A 20,967-nucleotide genomic window follows, 5' to 3' on the forward strand; every position below is an offset into this window, starting at 1 on the left:
GGGCCGGACGGCCGTGTCGGGATCGACGGATTCGGTATGTGCGCGAGCGGTGCGGGCGATACGTACAAGATCCAGTCAAGCCTGGTGTGGTTGCCGGTCCCCGCGTCCATACTGGCGGCCGGGAGTTGTCCCCCGACCCGCCGGGGGCGGGCCGTCGTCGTCAGATGACCGAGGGGGAGGTCACGTGACATATCCGCCGAATGTGCGCACCGCGCCACCATCGGCTCCGACGCGTGCGCCGGCGGCGCCGGCCGGACCGCCGCCGTCGGCGCCGCCCGCACGGCACGGCGCGTGGGCCGAGACCACGGAGCGGCTGCGCACCGCGGCGACGACGGAGCCGGGCCGGCTGAGGATCATCGGCGCCGCCCTGGCGCTGCTGGTCGTGGCGTTCGGAGCGGTCACCGCGTGGGAGGCGGCCGACCGGTTCTCCGCCGCGGACGACGTGGTGAGCCGCAGTCAGCCGCTCAGCGCGGACGCGGCGAACATCTACCGCTCACTGGCCGACGCGGACACCGCCGCGGCCAGCGGCTTCCTGGCGGGTGCCGAGGAGCCGCGCGCGGTGCAGCAGCGCTATCGGGACGACATCGAGACGGCGTCCAGGCTGCTGGTCAAGGCCGCCGCCCATACGGACGGCGCAGGCGAGTCGGGCCTCCAGATAGCCACGCTCAACGAAGGCCTGCCGCGCTACACCGGTCTGATCGAGCGGGCCCGCGCCAACAACCGCCAGGGGCTCCCGCTCGGCGGCGCCTATCTGCGGTACGCGAACCAGCAGATGACCAATGAGCTGCTGCCCGCGGCCGAGAGGCTGTACGCGGCGGAGACGGACCGGCTCGCCCGGGACAACGACGACGCGCGGCTGTGGCCCTTCGTCTCGCTGGTGATGGGGGTGCTGGCGTTCGGCGGTCTGCTCCTGGCCCAGCGGCGCAACTATCTGCGGACGAACCGGGTGTTCAACCAGGGGCTGCTCGCGGCCACCGCCGCTTCCACCGTGCTGCTGCTCTGGCTCGCCGTCGGCCAGACCGTCGCGCGGACCGAGCTGAACAACGCCCAGAAGCACGGCCAGGCGTCGCTGAAGGTCCTCAACGAGGCCCGGATCAACTCCCTCAAGGCCCGTGCGAACGAGAATCTCACCCTGGTGGCCCGGGGCGCCGTCCTCACCCCGGACGGCAAGAACGACAAGTACGAGACGGACTACAACACGGGCATGGACAGGCTCAGCGCCGCGCTCGGCGAGGCGAGGAAGCTCGCCGACGACAGCGCGGGCGGCAGACCGGTGGACGAGGCGATCTCGTCGGTCACCCAGTGGCGCGAGCGCCACGCGACGGCCAGCGGTACGGACAAGGCCGGTGACTACGAGGGCGCGCTCGCCAAGGTCATCGGCGACAAGGAATCCACCGGTCAGTCGTTCGACCAGGTGGACATCGCGCTGGAACGGGCACTCGCCCAGGAGCAGGTGGAGTTCACCGGTTCCGCCTCGGACGGACGGGACGCGCTGACGGGACTGGCGATCGGCGCGGGCGCGCTGGCCCTGGTGGCCGCGGTGGGCGCGATCCTGGGCATAGGCCGCAGGCTTTCGGAGTACCGGTGAGAGGGGGAGAGATGGATCCGGTGGATTCCATGGACGGGCTCCGCCCGCCCCGCGGGCCCCGGCGGTCCGGCAGGCTCCGGCCGTCCGGCAGGCTCCGCGGCTGGGGCGGCGTCTCGGCCATGGCCGGTGCCTGTGTGCTGACGGCCTCGCTCACCCTGCTCCCGCTGTCCCACACGGTCGACCAGGGCGCGCGGAAGGCCGCGCAGCGGACCGCCACGGCCGTGCCCGCCCAGGCCGACGAGTGCGAGACCCCGGAAGCCAGCCTCCCGCCCTCGGGCGCCGACGGACCCACCATCCAGAAGATCAAGGCCCGGGAGAACAGGAAGCTGATCGTCGGCGTCGACCAGAACAGCTACCGCTGGGGTTACCGCGATCCGGAGACCGGCGATCTCGAAGGCTTCGACATCGATCTCGCCCGCGCCATCGCCAAGGACATACTCGGCGACCCGAACGACATCATCTTCCGTGCCATACCGACCAATCAGCGGGTCGGGGCGCTGGAGAACGGCACGGTGGACCTGGTCGTCAGGACGATGACGATCAACTGCGACCGGATACAGCAGGTCGCTTTCTCCACCGCCTACTTCCAGGCCGGGCAGCAGGTGCTCGCGCCCAGGAACTCGTCGGTGACGGGGTACAACGACTCCCTCGCCGGAAAGCGGGTCTGCACGGCGGAGGGCTCGACGGCGTACGAGGCGCTGAAGGAGAAGTCGTTCGGCGCGGAGTTCAAGGACAAGCACGACGAGCGGCCGGAGGACGAGGACCGGTTGACCGTGCCCAACCAGCTCGACTGCCTGGTCAGGCTCCAGTTGGGCGAGGTCGACGCGGTGGTGACGGACAACGCGCTCGCGGCCGGCCAGGCCGCCCAGGACCCGGCGGTCGAGCTGCGGGGCAAGCCGTTCACCACGGAGTACTACGGCGTCGCGGCGAAACTGGGCAATGACGATCTGGTACGCCGGGTGAACCAGGTGCTGGTGGGGTATCGCGCCGGTGGGGCCGACAGCCCCTGGATGACCTCGTACAGGAAGTGGCTGGAGGCCGGTCTGCCGGGAATCACCGCGCCGCCGACCCCCAGATACAAGAACGGCTAGAGGTACGAGGACGGCCGGCGCGGGTACGAGGACGGCCGGCGCGGGCCGGTCAGGACCGAACAGCCCGGCGAGGCCGAGGCGAGAGCGGAGAGGTGATCGATGGGCGGCACGGGCTCCTTTCCCGACTCGACGGGGAGGCCACCGGGACCGGTGATGGACCGGGACGAGGTGGACCGTGCGCTGGCGCGCCTCGAAGCGGAGCACGAGGCGATCGAGACCTCACTGCTCGCCCTTCAGGACCACGCGGGCCGCAGACTGCTCGAAGGGGCCGAGCTGACCGGGGTCACCAAGGACCGCTGGGCCACCGCGGAACAGTCGATCACCCTGCTGTGGACCTACTTCGACAGCTACACCGCGGCGCTGGCCGGCGCCCGTGGGACCCGTGCCAGAAGGCGCTGGCTCAACCGCGACGATCTGGTGGAGCTGACGGAGACGCTGCGCGGGCGCGGGGTCACCGTGGCGGGCACCCCCGGACACCGGCTCGCGTCCCTCACCGGGCCCGCCAGGCTCTCCGAGCACTTCACGCTCGCGGAGCTGGTCACCCGGATGAACGAGCTGTACGCGAGCTCGCTCGACATGGTCGTGGCCGCGGACGCGGTGTGGTCGGCGCTGCCGGCCCGGATCGATCTGCTCTCGGCGGAGTTGCAGCGCACCCGCTCACTGGCGCACTCCGTCGGCGTACGCCCCGGCGAGCATCCGGCCGGGGACGATCTGGAGTCGATCACCCATGAGCTGAGCACCCTGCGCGCCCAGGTGGTCTCCGATCCGCTGGCCTTCTGGCGGCCCGCGCAGGGCAGTTCGGCCCCGGGCGGCGGCCGTCCCGACACCGAGCGGTACGACAGGGCCGCCCGCGCGCTGGAGGACGTACGGCGCGAGATCGAGGCGGTCCTCGCGGTGCGCCAGGACTCGGAGGAGCGGCTGATGCGGCTGCGTGACGTGCTGTCCCGCGCGGACCGTACGCTCACGGAGGCCAGATCGGCCCGGGGCGAGGTGCTGGCGAAGATCGCGGCGTCCGAGGTGCCCGCGGTCAGCGGTCCGCCGACCGCGCTCCAGGAGCGGCTGTCGACCGCCGCCGAGTACCGCAGACACGCCCAGTGGCACCGGCTGTCCCCGCTCCTCGAATCGCTGGAGCGCGAAGCCGAGGACGAACTGCTGCGGGCCCGCGAGTCCTTGACGGCGGTCACGGCGCCGCTCGCGGTCCGGGCGGAACTGCGCGGGCGTCTCGACGCGTACAAGGCGAAGGTCGCCCGGCACGGGATGGCCGAGGACCCGCTGCTGATGGAGCGGTACGACGCGGCGCGCCGGATGCTGTGGAGCGCGCCCTGCGATCTGCGCGTCGCCGAACAGGCGGTGCTGCGCTATCAGCGGGCGGCGGCGGACGTCCTGGTCCCGCGCGGACCGGCCCCCGTCGACAGCGCCGGCGACGGCGGGAGCACCGGGTGAGGACGGAACGCGCGGCGACGGGACGCGCGGCGGCCGGGCCCGTGAGCGGGGGAACGGCACCCGGGAGCAAGGGAACAGAAGGGGAACGGGGGGACCGATGAGCGGGACGAACGCGTGCCAGCGCCCAGGCTGCGAGGGCTCGTACGAGGACATGGGCGGCGGCGAGCTGTACTGCGACACCTGCGGTCTGGCCCCCGTCGTCTCGCCCAACGGATCGCTCTCCTCACCGCCCACGGGCATCGCGCGCGGGGGGAGCGGCGGGAGCGGCGGCGGGGAGAGCGGCAGCCGGTCGGGGAGCGGTTCCTCGCGTTCCGGCTCACGCTCCTCCTCCGGGGCCTCGTCCCGCTCCTCGGCGCGCTCCTCACGGTCCGCCACCTCACGCTCCTCGACCTCCCGGCGCTCGGTCTCGGGCCGGCTGTCGCGCGCGCTCTCGGGGCGGATCTCGTCCCGTTCGGTGTCGGTGCGCAGTTCGGGTTCGTCCGCGGCCGCGTCGGGGCGCAACCGGCTGGGCGCGGGACTGGTCTCCGTACCGGACGTGCCGCGTCCCGACCCGCGGTCCGCGGTGATGGAGCGCCCGGAGGTGCCCGAGCGCAAGCGGTACTGCTCGCGTTCCGACTGCGGGGCGCCGGTGGGCCGCGCGCGCGGCGACCGCCCCGGAAGGACGGAGGGGTTCTGCACCAAGTGCGGCCACCCGTACTCGTTCGTACCGAAGCTGCACCCCGGCAATGTCGTGCACGGGCAGTACGAGGTCGTGGGCTGTCTGGCGCACGGCGGTCTGGGGTGGGTCTATCTCGCGATCGACCGGGCCGTCTCGGACCGCTGGGTGGTGCTCAAGGGCCTGCTCGACACGGGCGACCAGGACGCCATGGAGGCGGCGATCTCCGAGCGCCGCTTCCTCGCCGAGATCGAGCACTCCAACATCGTCCGTATCTACAACTTCGTGGAACATCTCGACCAGCGGACCGGCTCCATGGACGGCTATATCGTCATGGAGTACGTCGGCGGCAAGTCGCTCAAGGAGATCGCCAACGAGCGGCGGACCCAAGGGGGCAGACGCGACCCGCTGCCGGTGGAGCAGGCGTGCGCGTACGGCATCGAGGCGCTGGAGGCGCTCGGCCATCTCCACAGCAGAAACCTGCTGTACTGCGACTTCAAGGTCGACAACGCGATACAGACCGAGGATCAGCTCAAGCTCATCGACATGGGCGCGGTGCGCAGGATGGACGACGAGGAGTCGGCGATCTACGGCACCGTCGGCTACCAGGCCCCGGAGGTCGCCGAGGCCGGCCCGTCGGTGGCGTCGGACCTGTACACGGTCGCCCGCACCCTGGCGGTGCTGACCTTCGACTTCCAGGGCTACACGAATGTGTTCGTGGACTCGCTGCCCGACCCGGACAACATCGAGGTGTTCCGGACGTACGAGTCCTTCTACCGGCTGCTGATACGGGCGACGGACCCCGATCCGGGGCGGCGGTTCTCCTCGGCGCAGGAGATGGCCGAACAGCTCACGGGTGTGCTGCGGGAGGTGGTCGCGCTCCAGACGGGCCGGCCGCGTCCCGCGCTCTCGACACTGTTCGGTCCCGAGCTGCGGGTCACGGACACGGAGCTGTTCGCGGAGCTGACGGAGGATGTCTCACGGCTGGGTGTACGGGCGGCGCCGACGGGCCGTGGCGGCCGGTCCGGCCGGCGCGGCAGGGCGATCGGGACGAGCGCGCGCGGTACCGGCGGCGTGACGGCGCCCGTTGCGCCGCCGGGCTCGCCTCTGGCGGCGCTTCCGGCCGCCTCGGCGCTTCCTGGCGGGCCGGGCCCCGGCCAGGGCGCCTTCGGCGCACCCCTGGGTCCGCACGCGGGGACCTTCCCCGGCCAGGGCCCCGCCGGCCCCGGTCCGGGGGCGATCCCCGGGGGCGCGCTGCCGGCGCCGGGCGCAGGGCCCGGGGTCCCGGGCGCGCCGGGGCTCGACCCCGCGCTCCCCGCGCCGGGCGGCGCGTACGCGCCGGTGCCCGCGCCGCGCGCCGAGGGCGTCTTCGGTACGGCCACGCTCACGGCGCCGACAGCGACGGCCACAACGACGGCGACGGCCGGGAACGGCACCGGCGGGCCCCGGCTCGCGCCGCTCGACACGGCGGCGACCGCGCTGGCCCTGCCCGTACCGAGAGTCGATCCGAACGATCCGAACGCCGGATTCCTCGCCGGTCTGCTGGCCTCGGCACCCGCCGAGGTGATCTCCGCGCTGGCCGCCGCCCCCGCCGAGTCCGTCGAGCGCGGACTGCGCGAGCTGCGCGCCCGGCTGGAGATGGGCGATCTGGCCACCGCCGCCGAGGCGCTGAGCACACTGGAGACGCGCCGGCCCGACGACTGGCGGGTCGTCTGGTACCGCGGCATCGCCTCGCTCGCGACCGGCGACCACGAGATCGCGGCGCTCTCCTTCGACGCGGTCTACGACGCGTTCCCCGGGGAGCCCGCCCCGAAGCTGGCGCTGGGCGTCTGCGCCGAGGTGCTCGGTCAACTCGACAACGCCGCCGAGTACTACCGTCTCGTCTGGACGACCGACCCGAGCTATGTCAGCTCCGCGTTCGGCCTGGCCCGGGTCCAGCTCGCCGCCGGTGACCGGACCGGCGCCGTACGGACCCTGGAGTCCGTCCCCGAGGCGTCGATCCACTACACGGCGGCGCGGGTCGCCGCCGTACGGGCCAGACTGCGGCAGCGCGCCCTGGCCGTGCCCGCTCCCGGGTACGGCACGGAGCCGCCGCTGATCGACGATCTGACGGCGGCGGCCCAGCAGGTGTCCGCGCTCCAGCGGTTCGGTCTGGACGCGGTACGGCGCGAACAGCTTTCGACGGAGGTACTGGGCACGGCGCTGGACTGGGTACTCTCCGGTAGTCCCGGGTCCCGTCCCGTGCGCGCCGAGCTGCTGGGCAGCGAACTGGACGAGCGCGGCCTGCGTTTCGGACTGGAACGCTCGTACCGGGTGCTCGCCCGGCTCGCTCAGCGCGGCGAGGAGAGGATCGAACTGGTGGAGCGGGCCAACCGTTTCCGCCCCCGGACGTGGGTGTGAGTGATGTCCAAGATGCCCGAGTCGGCCGATCTGCCGACCTGCCCAGGCTGCGAGGAGCCGCTGGAGCCCGGCGACCGGTTCTGCGGTGCTTGCGGGTACGACCTGTCCGTCGTGCCGCCACGCCCGGACGACCAGCCCACCCTGGTGATGAACGGCCTGGGGCCCGCGCGGCCCGCCGCCCCAGCGCCGGACGTCGACTGGCCCGCCGCCGCCGGGGCGGACAGCGCGGCGGCCCCCGCGTCCGCCCTGCTGCCGGACGAGCTGCCGGGTCCGGACTCGGCGGGCGGCCGACTGCCCGAGCATCCCGGCGACTTCGAGCTTCCCGCGCCCCGGCCCGCCGCTCCGCTCCCCGCCGCGGTCCCGGCTCCGTTCTCGGCCGATCCGCGCACCTCCGGTCCCGTCCCGGCGGCCCCGGCGCCCCCGGCCGGTGCCAAGCTCTGCGTCGCCTGCCGCGCCGGGCGTGTCGACACGGACGGCTACTGCGAGAACTGCGGGCACGCCCAGCCACGTGAACGGGACCATGTGGAGCGGGAGCTGGGCGCGGTGGCCGCCGTCAGCGACCGCGGCCTGCGCCATCACCGTAACGAGGACGCGTTCGCCGTCTCGTCCGCCGCCCTGCCCGACGGCACGCCCGCCGTGGTCGCGGTCGTCTGCGACGGCGTCTCCTCGGCGACCCGTCCCGACGAGGCCTCGGCCGCCGCCGCCGCCTCGGCGAACGAATCCCTGCTGGAGTCGCTGGCCCGCGGTACGCATCCGCAGCAGGCGATGCACGACGCGATCGTCGTCGCCGCCGAGGCGGTCAACTCCCTCGCCCCGGTGGCGGCCGGCGCGCTGGACGGCGATCCGCACCGCCATCGCAACGCCCCGGCGTGCACGATCGTCGGCGCCGTGGTCGCGAGCGGACTGCTGGTCATCGGCTGGATCGGTGACAGCAGGGTGTACTGGGTACCGGACGACCGCCAGGCCCCGCCCGCCCGGCTCACCGAGGACGACTCCTGGGCCGCCCAGATGGTCGCGGCGGGGCTGATGAACGAGGCGGAGGCGTACGCGGACGAGCGCGCGCACGCCATCACGGGCTGGCTCGGCGCCGACGCGTACGAACTGGAGCCGCACACCGCGTCCTTCAAACCGGACCGCCCCGGTGTGGTGGTGGTCTGCACGGACGGGCTGTGGAACTACGCGGAGGGCGCCGACGAGATGGCCAGGGCACTGCCGGCCGACGCGGCGCGCCGGCCGCTGCACGCCGCTCAGGTGCTGGTCGGACACGCGCTCGACGGTGGGGGCCACGACAACGTAACAGTGGCTGTGCTGCCGTTCGCCGTCCCACCGCAAGGGGCAGGATCCGCCTACGACCCGGCGTGACCCCCGCCCTGCCCACACGCGCACCGCCCAGGGCCGCCCCACCGGCTCCGTCCACCCGCCCCGCCCCGACCCGGGCCTGAACCGTTTCCCACGTTTTCACTTGTCTCTTTATCTCTTGTCTCTGCTTATCTCTTGTCTCTGCTGTGTGGAGCGTCAAGGAGCCGATACAGATGGCGAACTTCTCCAAGTCGACCGTGCCGCAGTTCTCCGTCGACGTGTACCAGAACGCATACCTGCCCGAGGGCGGGCGCGAGGTCAACGCGATCGTCACGGTCACGTCCACGGGAGGCGGCACCACCGGCGGAGTGCCGCTGGCCGGGACCTCGCTCACCCCCGCGGCCCGTCCGGGTCAGGGCCCGAACGCCGCCGTGGTGATCATGGTCGACTCCTCGGGATCCATGGACTATCCGGCGACGAAGATGCGCAACGCGCGCGATGCCACGGCCGCCGCGGTCGACACCCTGCGCGACGGGGTCGCGTTCGCGATCATCGGCGGTACGCATGTCGCGAAGGAGATCTTCCCCGGCGACGGCGCACTGGCGACGGCGGACGCGCGGACCAGGGCGCAGGCCAAGGAGGCGCTGCGCCGGATCAGCGCGGGAGGCGGTACGGCGATCGGCACCTGGCTGCGGCTCGCCGACCGGCTGCTGGCCACGGCCGATGTGCCGATCCGGCACGGCATCCTGCTCACCGACGGCCGCAACGAACACGAGTCCGCGGCCGATCTGAAGGCCACGCTGGACGCCTGTGCGGGCCGCTTCACCTGTGACGCCCGGGGTGTCGGTACGGACTGGGAGGTGAAGGAGGTCACCGGTATCGCCTCCGCGCTGCTCGGGACCGCCGATATCGTCGCCGATCCGGCGGGTCTGGCCGCGGACTTCACCCGGATGATGGAGAACGCGATGGGCAAGGAGGTCGCGGATGTGGCGCTGCGGATGTGGACGCCGGTCGGGGTGGAGATCGGCTTCGTCAAGCAGGTGGCGCCCACCGTCGAGGATCTGACCGGCCGGCGCACGGAGGCGGGACCGAGAGCGGGTGACTATCCGACCGGTTCATGGGGGGACGAATCGCGCGATTACCACGTGTGTGTACGGGTTCCCGAGGCGGGTATCGGCCAGGAGATGCTGGCCGCGCGGATCTCGCTGATCCTTCCCGGCACCGGCGGCGGCGCACCCGAGGTGCTGTCGCAGGGGCTGGTACGGGCGGTGTGGACGGATGACATGGCCGCCTCCACCTCCATCAATCCGCAGGTCGCGCACTACACGGGCCAGGCGGAACTGGCGCAGGTCATCCAACAGGGCCTCGACGCCCGCAAGTCGGGTGATTTCGACGGCGCGACCGCGAAGCTGGGGCGTGCGGTACAGCTCGCCGCGTCGTCCGGAAACGCCGATACGGCGAAACTGCTTTCGAAGGTGGTGGACGTGGTAGACGCGGCGACAGGTACTGTGCGACTGAAGGCGAGGGTCGCGGACGCCGACGAGATGACACTCGAAACGCGCTCCACCAAGACCGTTCGCGTGAAGAAGTAGGCCGAGCGGCCGGCCGGGGAACAGTCCGGCGGGCCGACGGACAGCAAGAGCAGAAGCACCGCACACGACGTACAGCACACGCCATAAGAGCCGTCAGCGGAGTCAACAGCGGAACGGCACAAGAGCCGTCACGGTGAGCACGCGGCCTCCGGGCCGGAAGAGGAGAGGGGGAAGCGCCGACATGCCGACCTGCCCGAACGGACACCAGTCGGGTTCCGAGGACTGGTGCGAGGTCTGCGGCCATCGCATGGCCGGGCCGGGCGCTGCGGCCGGCGCCGTACCGCCGCCTCCTCCCCCGCCGCCGCCCGCGCCCGGTTACGGCTTTCCGCCGCCCGGCGCCGGGGCCACCGCCCAGGCCGAGCTGTGCCCGCAGTGCCGCACCCCGCGCGAGCCGATGGCTCCGTACTGCGAGGAGTGCCGCTGGAACTTCCTGACGAACACGGCGACGTCGTACACCCCGCTGGCGCCGCAGCACTCGGCTCCCGGTGGTCCTGGCGGCGTCGGCGGACGTGGCGCTCCCGGCGGACGTGGCGCTCCCGGCGGACCGGGCGGTCCCGGCGGACCGGTGCCCGGTCTGAATCTGCCGCCCGGCTTCCAGGCCCAGCAGGGGCCGCCCAGGCCGACCGACCCGTACGAGTACCAGAGTTCGCGCCCCTCGCAGCTCAACCGGCCCGCGGAGCCGCTGGTGCCGGAGCCGCCCTCGCATCTCTCGCCACCGCAGCATCTCTCGTCGCCCCCGCATCTCTCGCCGCCGCCGCATCTCTCGCCGCCGCCGGTGCCCTCCCCGTCCGCGCAGCCGGCACCGCAGGGCCCGCCGCCGCCCCCGCCGTACCAGCAGGGGCCGCCGCCTCCGCCGGTCTTCCAGCAGCAGTCCTCCGCGCCGCCCGCACCGCCCAGGCCCCAGCGGACCGGCGACGACGACTGGATGCTGCCGCCGCCCTCGCACGCGCAGGGTCCCCAGGGCCAGGGCGCCCCGGGCCAGGTGCCGCACAGCCAGAACCCGCACAGCCAGAGCCCGCTCGGCCAGGCGCAGCAGCCGGGGAGCCAGCGCTCCGAGCCCGCCGGGCAGTACCAGCCCCCGGCGGGCTGGACGGCGGTCATCGGCCCCGACCGTGAGTACTTCATGGCGATGATGCAGCGCAGCGGCCCCGAGGCCACCGGGCTGAATCTGCCGGCGTACTCACCGGAGCAGCGGCTCCAGCTCGACGGGAACCAGATCACCATCGGCCGCCGCCGGCACTCCACCGGTGAGTCCCCCGACATCGATCTGTCGGTCCCGCCGGAGGATCCGGGCGTCTCGCACCAGCACGCCGTCCTGGTCCACCAGCCGGACGGAAGCTGGTCCGTGGTCGACCAGAACTCCACCAACGGCACCACGCTCAACGGCGCCGAGGACCCGATACAGCCCTATGTCCCCGTCCCCCTCAAGGACGGCGACCGGGTCCATGTCGGCGCCTGGACGACGATCACTATCCGCCGCGGCTGATCCCGCCGACGCTGAGGGGCCAGACGTACGGCCCCGCCGGGTCGTCCAGCCATGCCCACTGGCGGCCTTCGGCGATGGTGACGCCGAACCGCTCACGGCCGGGGCGGTGCTCGCGCTCCCACAGGGAGAGCGCCTCGTGCGGATCGAGGCTGCCCGCGGTGAGCGCGAGCAGGAAGCGGAAGAGATCGTTCTCGATCGCGCGCCGGGGCAGTCCGCCGAGGGGACGGTGCATAAGGGCGGTGCCCGGCATACCGCGCAGCGGAACGAAGAACGCGGCGGTGTGCAGGAAGTGCCCCTCGGCATAGATCCCGCGCGCGCCGTCACCGCCGCCCCGGTCACCACCGCCCCCTCCGCCGCCACCGACCCGTAGCGCGATCACCCCCGTGGCGAGCGGGGCCAGGATCCGCGCGCCGGGGCGGCACTGCTCCAGCCAGGCCACCGGCACCGACGGCAGGGTGCAGGTCGCGATGATCCGGTCGAACGGAGCGCGCTCGGGGCAGCCCCGCGCCCCGTCGCCGGTGACGACGGCGGGCCGGTAGCCGGCCGTCGCCAGATGGGTACGGGCGGACTCGGTGATCTCCGGGTCCAGATCCATGGTGGTGACCAGCTTGTCGCCGAGCCGGTGGCAGAGCAGCGCCGCGTTGTAACCGGTGCCCGCGCCGATCTCCAGGACGCGGTCCCCGTCCCTGACGTCCAGCTCCGCCAGCATGCGGGCCATCAGGGAGGGCTGGCTGCTGGACGAGAGCTGCTCGCCGTCACGCACCCGGGTCGCCAGCGGCCCGTCCAGGTACGCGCCGTGCAGCCAGCGCCGCCGCCGCTCCGGATCGCGGTCCCCGCTCCACAGCCGGTCGTAGCCCCCGGGCCGCCCCACGAAGTAGTACGGCACGAAGACATGACGCGGCACCTCCTCGAACGCGGTCCGCCAGACGGGGTCGTCCAGCGCCCCGGTCCGCGCGATCTCCGCGACGAGACCGGCGCGCGCCTCGGCCGCCTCGGGATCGTCGGGACCGTACGCGTCGTCACGGTGTGCGCCCATCCCTCCACTGTCCTGGGTGAGCGCCCAGGAAGCGAGTGGGCCCGCCAGGCGGACGCAAGTACCGCCCGGACGAAGGCACCCCGGCAACACTCCCCCAGGCACCCGGACAACCCGCCCCCAGGGGCGGGGACCCAGGGAGAAGCGGGGACCTAGGACCGAGGTCCTCGGTCGGCGCGTCTGAGACGATGGACGGGTGAACGAGATTCCGCACGGCACGCTTCAGGAGCAGACCTTCTACGAGCAGGTCGGCGGCGAGGAGACCTTCCGGCGCCTGGTCCGCCGTTTCTACCAGGGGGTGGCGGAGGACCCGCTGCTGCGGCCGATGTACCCGGAGGAGGACCTCGGCCCCGCCGAGGAGCGCTTCGCGCTCTTCCTCATGCAGTACTGGGGCGGCCCCCGCACCTACAGCGACAACCGCGGCCACCCCCGGCTGCGGATGCGCCACGCCCCGTTCACGGTCGACAGGGCCGCGCACGACGCCTGGCTGAAGCACATGCGGGTGGCGGTCGACGAGCTGGGCCTGTCCGAGAAGCACGAGCAGGAGCTCTGGAAGTACCTCACCTATGCCGCCGCCTCGATGATCAACTCCGCGGGCTGACCGCCGGACCCCCCTCGCACCGGGCCGCCCCTCACGCCCGGCCGCCCCGGTCGTCAGACCGCCCCGGTCGTCAGGCCGGGGTGACGGACAGCGCGCCGAGTCCCGCGCGCCGTAGCGCTATCGAGCCGTAGGGCGTACGGAGCCGGAGCCAGCTTCCCGACTCCAGCAGCGCCACCGGTTCCGGTGACGCCGAAGGAGGCGCCGAAGCCGAAGCAGACGCCGTCCCGGACACGGCGTGCGCGGGGGCGGGGGCGGGCACCATCGCGCGGACCGGCCGCAGAAAGCCCAGCGACTGCGCGGCGTGCACGGCCCGCAGCGGAAGCCGGGTGTCGCCGAGGGTCCGGGACCAGATCTCCCGGCCGATCCGGTCACGCTCGGCCCGGGTCCTGCTGCCGGACGGCAACTGCGCGTCGCGGGAACGGAATTCGGCGACCGCGGCCGACAGCGCGCCCCGCATCGCCTCCTCGCCCGGCAGACCGGCCACCTGCCGCCAGCCACCGCGCGGTGGCAGCACTCCGGCCCACGGCGGCCCGGTGACCGATGCGGGCACGACCGCGTGGCCGGTCTGTTCGTCGATCGCTTCGAGCAGTTCCCCGGCGGAGACGGTGACATCCAGCTCGTACGGGGCGGCGAGTCTGGCCGTACGGATCGCCAGCACCTCGAAGGACGCCGGCCGGCCGAACACCGCGAGCGCGCCGCCCCCGGCCTGGAGCCGGACGGCGGCGGCGCGGTCGTAGTGGATCAGCCGGCCGAGGAAGGCGCCGAGGTCGGCCGCCTCCCGCGCGTCGGCGAATTCCAGTCCCCGCACGGACTCGGGCTGATCGGACATGGGCTCAGGCATAGGCACGGACGCGGTCATGCCGCGACGGGATCCTTGTCGTCATCCAGATATTTCAGCAGGAAGGACTTCTCCTCCTGGGTGATCCGCCGTGGGCGCCCGGCGGTCAGGTCGTACGGCACGACGACCGTCGAGGCCCGCACATAGACCTCCTCGGCGTCCTCGTCGTCCTTGATCTCGTACGCGATCGTCAGCGACGCGGCGCTTATCTTCGTCACCCACGATTCGACGGTCACCGGCGCGTGCCGGTGGACCAGCGGCCGTTTGTAGTCGATCTCGTGCCGGGCCACGACGGAGCCGCCGGAGAAGGACGGGGAGCCGTCCCCCGGCGCCAGCCGGAACATGAAGTCGATACGGGCCTCCTCCAGATAGCGGAGGAAGACCACATTGTTGACATGCCCGAAGGCGTCCATGTCCGACCAGCGCAGAGGACAGGTGTAGAAGTGCCGGGCCATCTCAGCCCCGGGTGAGCTTCTTGTAGGTGGCACGGTGCGGGCGCGCGGCGTCGGCGCCGAGCCGCTCGACCTTGTTCTTCTCGTACGACTCGAAGTTGCCCTCGAACCAGAACCACCTGGATTCGCCCTCGTACGCCAGGATGTGCGTGGCGACGCGGTCGAGGAACCACCGGTCGTGGGAGACGACCACGGCCGCGCCGGGGAACTCCAGCAGCGCGTTCTCCAGGGAGGACAGGGTCTCGACGTCGAGGTCGTTGGTCGGCTCGTCGAGGAGCAGCAGATTGCCGCCCTGCTTGAGGGTCAGCGCCAGATTGAGCCGGTTGCGCTCACCGCCGGAGAGGACCCCGGCCGGCTTCTGCTGGTCCGGGCCCTTGAAACCGAAGGCGGAGACATAGGCGCGCGAGGGCATCTCGACCTGGCCGACGTTGATGTAGTCGAGCTCGTCGGAGACGACCGCCCACAGCGACTTCTTCGGGTCGATGTTCGAGCGGCCCTGGTCGACATAGCTGATCTTGACGGTGTCGCCGACCTTGATGACACCGGAGTCCGGCTCCTCGATGCCCTGGATCATCTTGAACAGCGTGGTCTTGCCCGCGCCGTTCGGTCCGATGACACCGACGATGCCGTTGCGCGGGAGCGAGAACGACAGATCGTCGATCAGGACCTTCTCGCCGAACGACTTGGAGAGATGCTCCACCTCGACGACGACGCCGCCGAGCCGCGGGCCCGGCGGGATCTGGATCTCCTCGAAGTCCAGCTTCCGCATCTTGTCGGCCTCGGCGGCCATCTCCTCGTAACGGGCCAGCCTGGCCTTGGACTTGGCCTGGCGCCCCTTCGCGTTGGAGCGGACCCACTCCAGCTCTTCCTTGAGCCGCTTGGCGCGCTTGGCGTCCTTCTGGCCCTCGACCTTCAGACGCGTCTGCTTGGTCTCCAGGTAGGTGGAGTAGTTGCCCTCGTAGCCGATGGCACGGCCGCGGTCGAGCTCCAGGATCCAGCCGGCGACATTGTCGAGGAAGTACCGGTCGTGGGTGACGGCTACGACGGTGCCGGGGTACTTGGCGAGGTGCTGCTCAAGCCACTGGACCGACTCGGCGTCCAGATGGTTGGTGGGCTCGTCGAGCAACAGCAGGTCGGGGGCTTCGAGCAGCAGCTTGCAGAGCGCGACACGGCGGCGCTCACCACCGGAGAGATTGGTGACGGCCCAGTCGCCGGGCGGGCAGCCGAGCGCGTCCATGGCCTGTTCGAGCTGGGTGTCCAGGTCCCACGCGTTGGCGTGGTCGAGGTCCTCCTGGAGCTTGCCCATCTCCTCCATGAGCGCGTCGGAGTAGTCCGTCGCCATCGCCTCGGCCACTTCGTTGAAGCGGTTGAGCTTGCCCATGATCTCGGCGGCGCCGTCCTGGACGTTCTGGAGGACGGTCTTGGACTCGTCCAGCGGCGGTTCCTGGAGGAGCATGCCGACGGTGTAGCCGGGCGAGAGGAACGCGTCGCCGTTGGACGGCTGCTCAAGACCGGCCATGATCTTCAGCACGGTGGACTTACCGGCGCCGTTCGGACCCACCACACCGATCTTCGCGCCGGGCAGGAAGCTCAGCGTCACGTCATCGAGGATGACCTTGTCGCCGTGCGCCTTACGCGTCTTGCGCATCGTGTAGATGTACTCAGCCAAGAGAAACCGTCCGGCAATCGAGAAGGGCCAATGTGCGGCTCCGCCGCGTGAGGGCAGATACACCCCATCTTGCCTGACGTCCACCCCCCGATGGAAACCAGTACCGCTCCCCGGACCCTCCGCGCGCCATACCGGCACGGGTACGGGCGTGGCCCCCGGCACGCTGTCGCGTACCGGGGGCCACTGTGCGCGCTGTATCACTCAGCGCCAGGGTGTACTCACGCTCGGGTCACTCCGTGGAGAAGCGGGTCACTCCCCGGGGGTCGAGGCATTCTTCTTGCGGAGGAAGAAGACGGCCGCGCCGCCGAGGACGACCAGCGCGATCGCGATGCCCGCGATGATAGGGGTGGCGCTGGAGGAGCCGGTCTCCGCCAGATCGCCCGTACCGCTCATGGCGCCCAGGCCGCTGGTGGCGACCCCGCCGGCCGAGGCCGCGCTCGGCTGCGAGGAGGGCTGGTCGGTCACCGGGACGGGGGTGCCGGTGGTCTCGCAGTCCAGGACGCCCGTGAAGTTCTGGGTGAATCCGGCGGGCCCGGTGATGGTGAAGTCGTACGCCTGGTCCTCGCCGACCGGCACGGTGACCGTCTCGGTGGCACCCGGGGCGACGGTGTGCTCGGAGCCGTTCAGCTCGAAGGTGAAGGGCGCGTCACCCGTGTTGGCGGCGGTGACATCGACACCGTCCTCCGCGCAGTTCTTCTCCGCCGTGACGGCCGGGATCGCGCCCCGCTCGGCCCAGGTCGCCGTCGCCGCCGCGGAGACGGTGGACTCGCTGGACCCGGCCAGGATCTGGGTCTGGCTCTTGGTCACACCCGCGAAGGCGCGGCCGACCGGCACCGAGGTGGTGGCCTGCACCCCGAGCGAGGCCGTGCCGTCGACGGCGCCGGAGGGCACGTCGAAATACAGCTCCGTGCCGTTGGCGGCGGTGGTGACCGGTGTGCCCTCCTTGTCGGTGATCTTGACGCCGGTGGCGGCGGCGTCGGCGGGCGGCGCCACCGTGACACTGTCGGCGTCGGTCCGGACGGTGACGGGCCCGATCTTCTCGCCGGCCCTGCCGGAGACCGCGCCGGGCTCCAGGGTGAGCGAGGCCTTGGGCTCCGCGCTGTCCTGGGCGCTCTTCTCCAGCCAGTCGGCGAGCTTCTCGGCCTCGGTGTCACTGGCGTCGACATCGGCGCCGTCCGAGTAGCGCCAGATCGCGACCTGGGTGCCGGCCGCGGCGGTCTTCTCGGTGAGCGGTCCGGTGCCCGCGGCCTCCGCCAGGGCCGAGAGGTCGTCGATCTGCGGGTAGGAGTGGTCCAGTATCCAGCGGATCTTGCCGGCGTTCTTGTTGGCGCCGAGCGAGGTCTGGTCCCAAGGGGTCTCCAGATACTTCGCCTGCTCCTGAGTCGGGTTGTGGATGTCGATGCAGTACGTCTTGAGCTTGCCGCCGCCGTCGACGGTCATTTCGAACAGTCCGGCGGGAAGCTGCTGGTCCTTGCCGTTCACATGAAGGACGGCGCCGTCATAGGTCTTCAGGCCGTCGAGAGTGGCGGCGGCGCCACCCGGGTGCTGGGAGGTGTCATCGGCGACGGCCGCGCCGGCACCGGCCAGCGAGCCCGCCGCGACCAGACCCGATACGAGAACCGCGGCGGCGAGACGCGCGGCGCCTCGCCTCCGTACGGATGACGCAGATATCGCAGAAAACACAGAATTCCCCTTCGGGCGAGGTCCTGTCGCGTGTGAACGCGTGGGGGGACGCCTCGCCGGCAGACTCAAGTGCCCCGTGAGTACTCGCGAATCCTATGGACGGAGAGAACCGCGAATGCCCACCCATGCACCCAGACAACCGTTCCGAATCGGAATCGTTATCGACACTCCGAAGCAACCACGGAATACGACTGGGTATATCGACAAATCTCCACAACTGCCTCTCAGGCAACAGGGATCGCGACGGCAATGGCATCACGCTCCGAAACCGGCGCCGTCGCGAGGGCCTCAGGACCCGGCGGAGCGGCCAGATCACGCACCGCCGCCCCCGGCCCGGGAAGCCGCTCCCGCCCCTTCCGCTCCTGCCCGCCCCGCTCCCGCTCATGCCCTTCCGGGACCCGCCGCTCCGATATGGGCGACCCCTGATCCGGTCCCTGATCCCGTCCCCGGTCCCGCACCTGGCCCCCGTCCGGATCCCGGTCCGCAATCCGGTCCGCAATCCGGTCCTGGTCCTGAACCCGCCCCTGGCCTCGGTCTTCGCCCTGCCTCTGCGCCATCTCATCATGACGCTCCGTCAGGGAGGGAGCCGCCCGCCCCGCACGTCTGAACGCGGAGGTCCCGCGCGTCAGATCGTGTCCGACCGCCACCGCGTCGATGTCCGCGGAGACTCTGCGCTGTCCGTCCCGGTCGTCCTCCCGCACCCGCAGCCGGCCGTGCACCACGAGCGGCTCACCGACGGACACCGAGGCCGCCAGATTCGCTCCCAGAGCCCGCCACGCCCACACCGTGTAGAAGCTCGTCGGCCCGTCCTCCCAGCCGTTCTTCCGCCGGTCCCAGCGGCGCGCGCTCACCGCGAATCGGAAGCGCGCCACCCCGCCCGTGGACGACTCCCGGAATTCCACGCCTGTAGCGACATTCCCCACCACCGTCACCACGGTGTCGTTCATAACGGTCCTCCCGTCCGGCTGCATTGACTGATTCCATGCTGGACCGGACGGAAAGAATGTGCCGACGCCTGTGGATTACCGATCAGTTGTGGAAAACCCCGTCACCCGCCCCCGCTCAGCGGCCCGCCCGGGAGACCGCCACGTACTGGTCCCGCACCTCCCGGTAGCGCATCAGCTCCGCCGCGATCGGGTCGAGCACCCGCGCCCGGCCGCACCCCGCCGCCGCCTCGCGCAGTTTCCGCTCGGCGTCCTGCCCGTACCGCCGCGCCGGACCCCGTGCCGCCGCGCCGCAGGCCCACTCCACGAGAGGTCCGCCGATGATCCCGGCCATCATCACCAGTACGGGCGGGATCAGCCCCGGTTCCAGTACGCCGATGATCTGCCCCACCAGCCAGAGCGCGCCGAAGATCTGAAGCAGCGTCATGGTCGCCTGGACCAGTACGGCGGCGGGCCACCAGGCCGGCCGGGGCGGCCGGCCGCTCGGTGTCCCGGCCTTCACCGCCATTTCGTCCAGCGCCTCCGAGAGCCCCCGGGCGCCGCGTGCCGCCGCCTCGCGCACGGAGTGCGCCCATGGCGCGGGCAGCCCCGCGGACGCCTCCTCCGCGACCGTGCGTACGGCCTGTTCGACCCGCTGCCGTGCCGTCATCTCCTCCTCCACGACGGCCGGGGGCCGGGGCCGCGCGTACCCGGGCATCCGCCGGCTCTCGTACCAGCGCCACAGCCTCAGCCAGGGCGTCCCGCACGCGCGCCCGGCGTTTCTGAGCCACTCGCGCTCCGCCGCCTCGCCCGCCGCCACCGCGCCGACCGCCCAGGCCAGCCGGTCCGCGAACTGCTCGCGCGAGCGTTCACCGAGTCCGGGGCGCCCGTCCGCGACATACGCGGGGCGCAGCCGCCGGGCCGCCGCGTCCACATCGGCCGAGAGCCGCCGGGCCGGCGCGCTCCGCTCCTGTACGAACCGTCCGAGCATCTCCCGCAACTCCCCCACTCCCTGCCCGCCGAGGGCGGAGAGCGCGAGCACGGTGGCGCCGGGTTCCCCGTGCTCGCCGAGCGCCATGCCGTCCTCGTCCAGCAGCCGGCGCAGATCGTCGAGCACCAGGTCGGCGGCCTCGCCGGGGAGCCGGTCGATCTGGTTGAGCACGACGAAGGTGATCTCGGCGTGCCCGGCCAGCGGACGCAGATAGCGCTCGTGCAGGGCGGCGTCCGCGTACTTCTCCGGATCAACGACCCAGATGACCGCGTCCACGAGCGCCAGCACCCGGTCCACCTGTTCACGGTGGTGCACGAGGGCCGAGTCGTGGTCGGGGAGATCGACGAGGACGAGCCCGCTCAGTTCCTCGTCGCCGTCACCGCCCGCCAGCGGTCTGCGCCGCAGCCGTCCGGGGACGGCGAGCCGGTCGAGCAGTCCGGCCGCGCCGTCCGACCACATGCAGGCGATGGGGGCTGAGGTGGTGGGCCTGCGCAGGCCGGTCTCCGAGATCGGCACTCCGGCCAGGGCGTTGAACAGAGTCGACTTGCCGCTGCCCGTCGCTCCCGCGATGGCGACGACCGTGTGGTACGCGGAGAGCCGCTGGCGGGCGGAGGCCTCCTCCAGGACGTGTCCGGCCTCGGCGAGGAGGGTGCTGTCCAGCCGGGCCCTGGAGAGGCCCACCAGCTCACCGAGCGCGTCCAGACGTCTGCGCAGGGGGCCGCCGTACGCACCGCCGATGGGCGTGTGCTCCTCGGTCTCGCCGGGGGCGCCTCCGCCGCCGTCCTGGGCGCCGGTCAGGCCCTGTACGCCGTGGACACCGCTGTGCGCGCTCTGTACGCCGTGGGCGCCACTGAGGTCGCCCACCCCGTCCAGGCCTTCCAGTTCGGCGTCGAGGTCACCCTTCTCGGCGGCGCGGCGGGCGATGAATCCGTCGTCCCAGCCACCGGACGGCCCCTTGGCGGCGCTTGCCTCGGTGGCGGCGCCGGACACCTCCGCCGCCCCCGCGTTCCCGGTGCCCTCGTCGCGTCCGGCGCCCTCGGTACGTCCAGCACCCTCGCTGCGTCCGGCGCTCTCGGTGCTCACGGCGCCCTCGGCGTTTCTGTCCTCGGGACCACCCCGGGATTCGCCGCCCCTGGATTCGACGGCGTCGTCGCCCTTGTCAGCCCCCTTCGTCCCCTTCACATGGTCCGCACCATTCACATTATTTGCATTATTTGCGCTAT

14 protein-coding genes and 1 pseudogene are annotated in these 20,967 nt (G+C 72.1%); 8 read left to right on the forward strand and 7 right to left on the reverse strand.

The annotated features are described in order from the left end of the window. The first annotated feature begins 184 nt into the window (after window positions 1-184). The 7 genes from ACWGDX_RS10780 (at window position 185) to ACWGDX_RS10810 (ending at window position 11,554) form a co-directional block, all read left to right on the forward strand. Complete coding sequence (locus tag ACWGDX_RS10780) at window positions 185-1,588, forward strand: hypothetical protein (RefSeq protein ID WP_453624253.1); 1,404 nt, start codon at window positions 185-187, stop codon at window positions 1,586-1,588. A 29-nt stretch (window positions 1,589-1,617) separates the two neighbouring features. After that, the gene (locus ACWGDX_RS10785; protein WP_453624384.1) at window positions 1,618-2,679 is read left to right on the forward strand and encodes a glutamate ABC transporter substrate-binding protein; all 1,062 of its coding nucleotides are present in this window, start codon (window positions 1,618-1,620) and stop codon (window positions 2,677-2,679) included. 99 nt (window positions 2,680-2,778) lie between these two features. Continuing rightward, on the forward strand, window positions 2,779-4,122 hold the full coding sequence (locus tag ACWGDX_RS10790; protein ID WP_453624255.1) for a hypothetical protein: 1,344 nt from the start codon (window positions 2,779-2,781) through the stop codon (window positions 4,120-4,122). A 97-nt stretch (window positions 4,123-4,219) separates the two neighbouring features. Further along, window positions 4,220-7,177 (forward strand): tetratricopeptide repeat protein, encoded by a 2,958-nt coding sequence (locus ACWGDX_RS10795; protein ID WP_453624256.1) that lies wholly within the window; start codon window positions 4,220-4,222, stop codon window positions 7,175-7,177. Between the two features lie 3 nt (window positions 7,178-7,180). Further along, window positions 7,181-8,539: a PP2C family serine/threonine-protein phosphatase gene (locus ACWGDX_RS10800; RefSeq protein WP_453624258.1), complete on the forward strand. Its 1,359-nt coding sequence runs from the start codon at window positions 7,181-7,183 to the stop codon at window positions 8,537-8,539. A 170-nt stretch (window positions 8,540-8,709) separates the two neighbouring features. After that, a complete protein-coding gene (locus tag ACWGDX_RS10805; protein ID WP_453624260.1) occupies window positions 8,710-10,068 on the forward strand; it encodes a vWA domain-containing protein in 1,359 nt (452 codons plus the stop codon). Window positions 10,069-10,249: 181 nt separating this feature from the next. Further along, complete coding sequence (locus ACWGDX_RS10810) at window positions 10,250-11,554, forward strand: FHA domain-containing protein (RefSeq protein WP_453624262.1); 1,305 nt, start codon at window positions 10,250-10,252, stop codon at window positions 11,552-11,554. Here ACWGDX_RS10810 and ACWGDX_RS10815 read toward each other — a convergent pair. Beyond that, window positions 11,538-12,590, reverse strand: a complete 1,053-nt coding sequence (locus tag ACWGDX_RS10815) for a methyltransferase domain-containing protein (protein WP_453624263.1) — start codon at window positions 12,588-12,590, stop codon at window positions 11,538-11,540. The genes ACWGDX_RS10810 and ACWGDX_RS10815 overlap by 17 nt on opposite strands. A gap of 193 nt (window positions 12,591-12,783) precedes the next feature. On the opposite strand from ACWGDX_RS10815, the gene ACWGDX_RS10820 reads away from it, so the two are divergent. Next, entirely contained in the window at window positions 12,784-13,188 is a 405-nt protein-coding gene (locus ACWGDX_RS10820; protein ID WP_365900846.1) for a globin, read from the forward strand. Between the two features lie 70 nt (window positions 13,189-13,258). Here ACWGDX_RS10820 and ACWGDX_RS10825 read toward each other — a convergent pair whose 3' ends face one another. From ACWGDX_RS10825 to ACWGDX_RS10850, 6 genes and pseudogenes are all read right to left on the reverse strand, one after another. Further along, window positions 13,259-14,017 (reverse strand): hypothetical protein, encoded by a 759-nt coding sequence (locus ACWGDX_RS10825; protein WP_453624265.1) that lies wholly within the window; start codon window positions 14,015-14,017, stop codon window positions 13,259-13,261. Window positions 14,018-14,043: 26 nt separating this feature from the next. Next, window positions 14,044-14,481, reverse strand: a complete 438-nt coding sequence (locus ACWGDX_RS10830; RefSeq protein WP_453624267.1) for an acyl-CoA thioesterase — start codon at window positions 14,479-14,481, stop codon at window positions 14,044-14,046. 1 nt (window position 14,482) lies between these two features. Continuing rightward, the gene (gene ettA, locus ACWGDX_RS10835) at window positions 14,483-16,147 is read right to left on the reverse strand and encodes an energy-dependent translational throttle protein EttA (protein WP_453624268.1); all 1,665 of its coding nucleotides are present in this window, start codon (window positions 16,145-16,147) and stop codon (window positions 14,483-14,485) included. Window positions 16,148-16,396: 249 nt separating this feature from the next. Further along, entirely contained in the window at window positions 16,397-17,830 is a 1,434-nt protein-coding gene (locus tag ACWGDX_RS10840; RefSeq protein ID WP_453624270.1) for an LAETG motif-containing sortase-dependent surface protein, read from the reverse strand. Between the two features lie 554 nt (window positions 17,831-18,384). Then, a pseudogene (locus ACWGDX_RS10845) lies at window positions 18,385-18,777 on the reverse strand (single-stranded DNA-binding protein); the annotation flags it as partial. Window positions 18,778-18,892: 115 nt separating this feature from the next. Continuing rightward, entirely contained in the window at window positions 18,893-20,926 is a 2,034-nt protein-coding gene (locus tag ACWGDX_RS10850) for a GTPase (protein ID WP_453624272.1), read from the reverse strand. Between the last annotated feature and the right edge of the window lie 41 nt (window positions 20,927-20,967).

It is taken from the genome of Streptomyces sp. NPDC055025, from assembly GCF_053608565.1.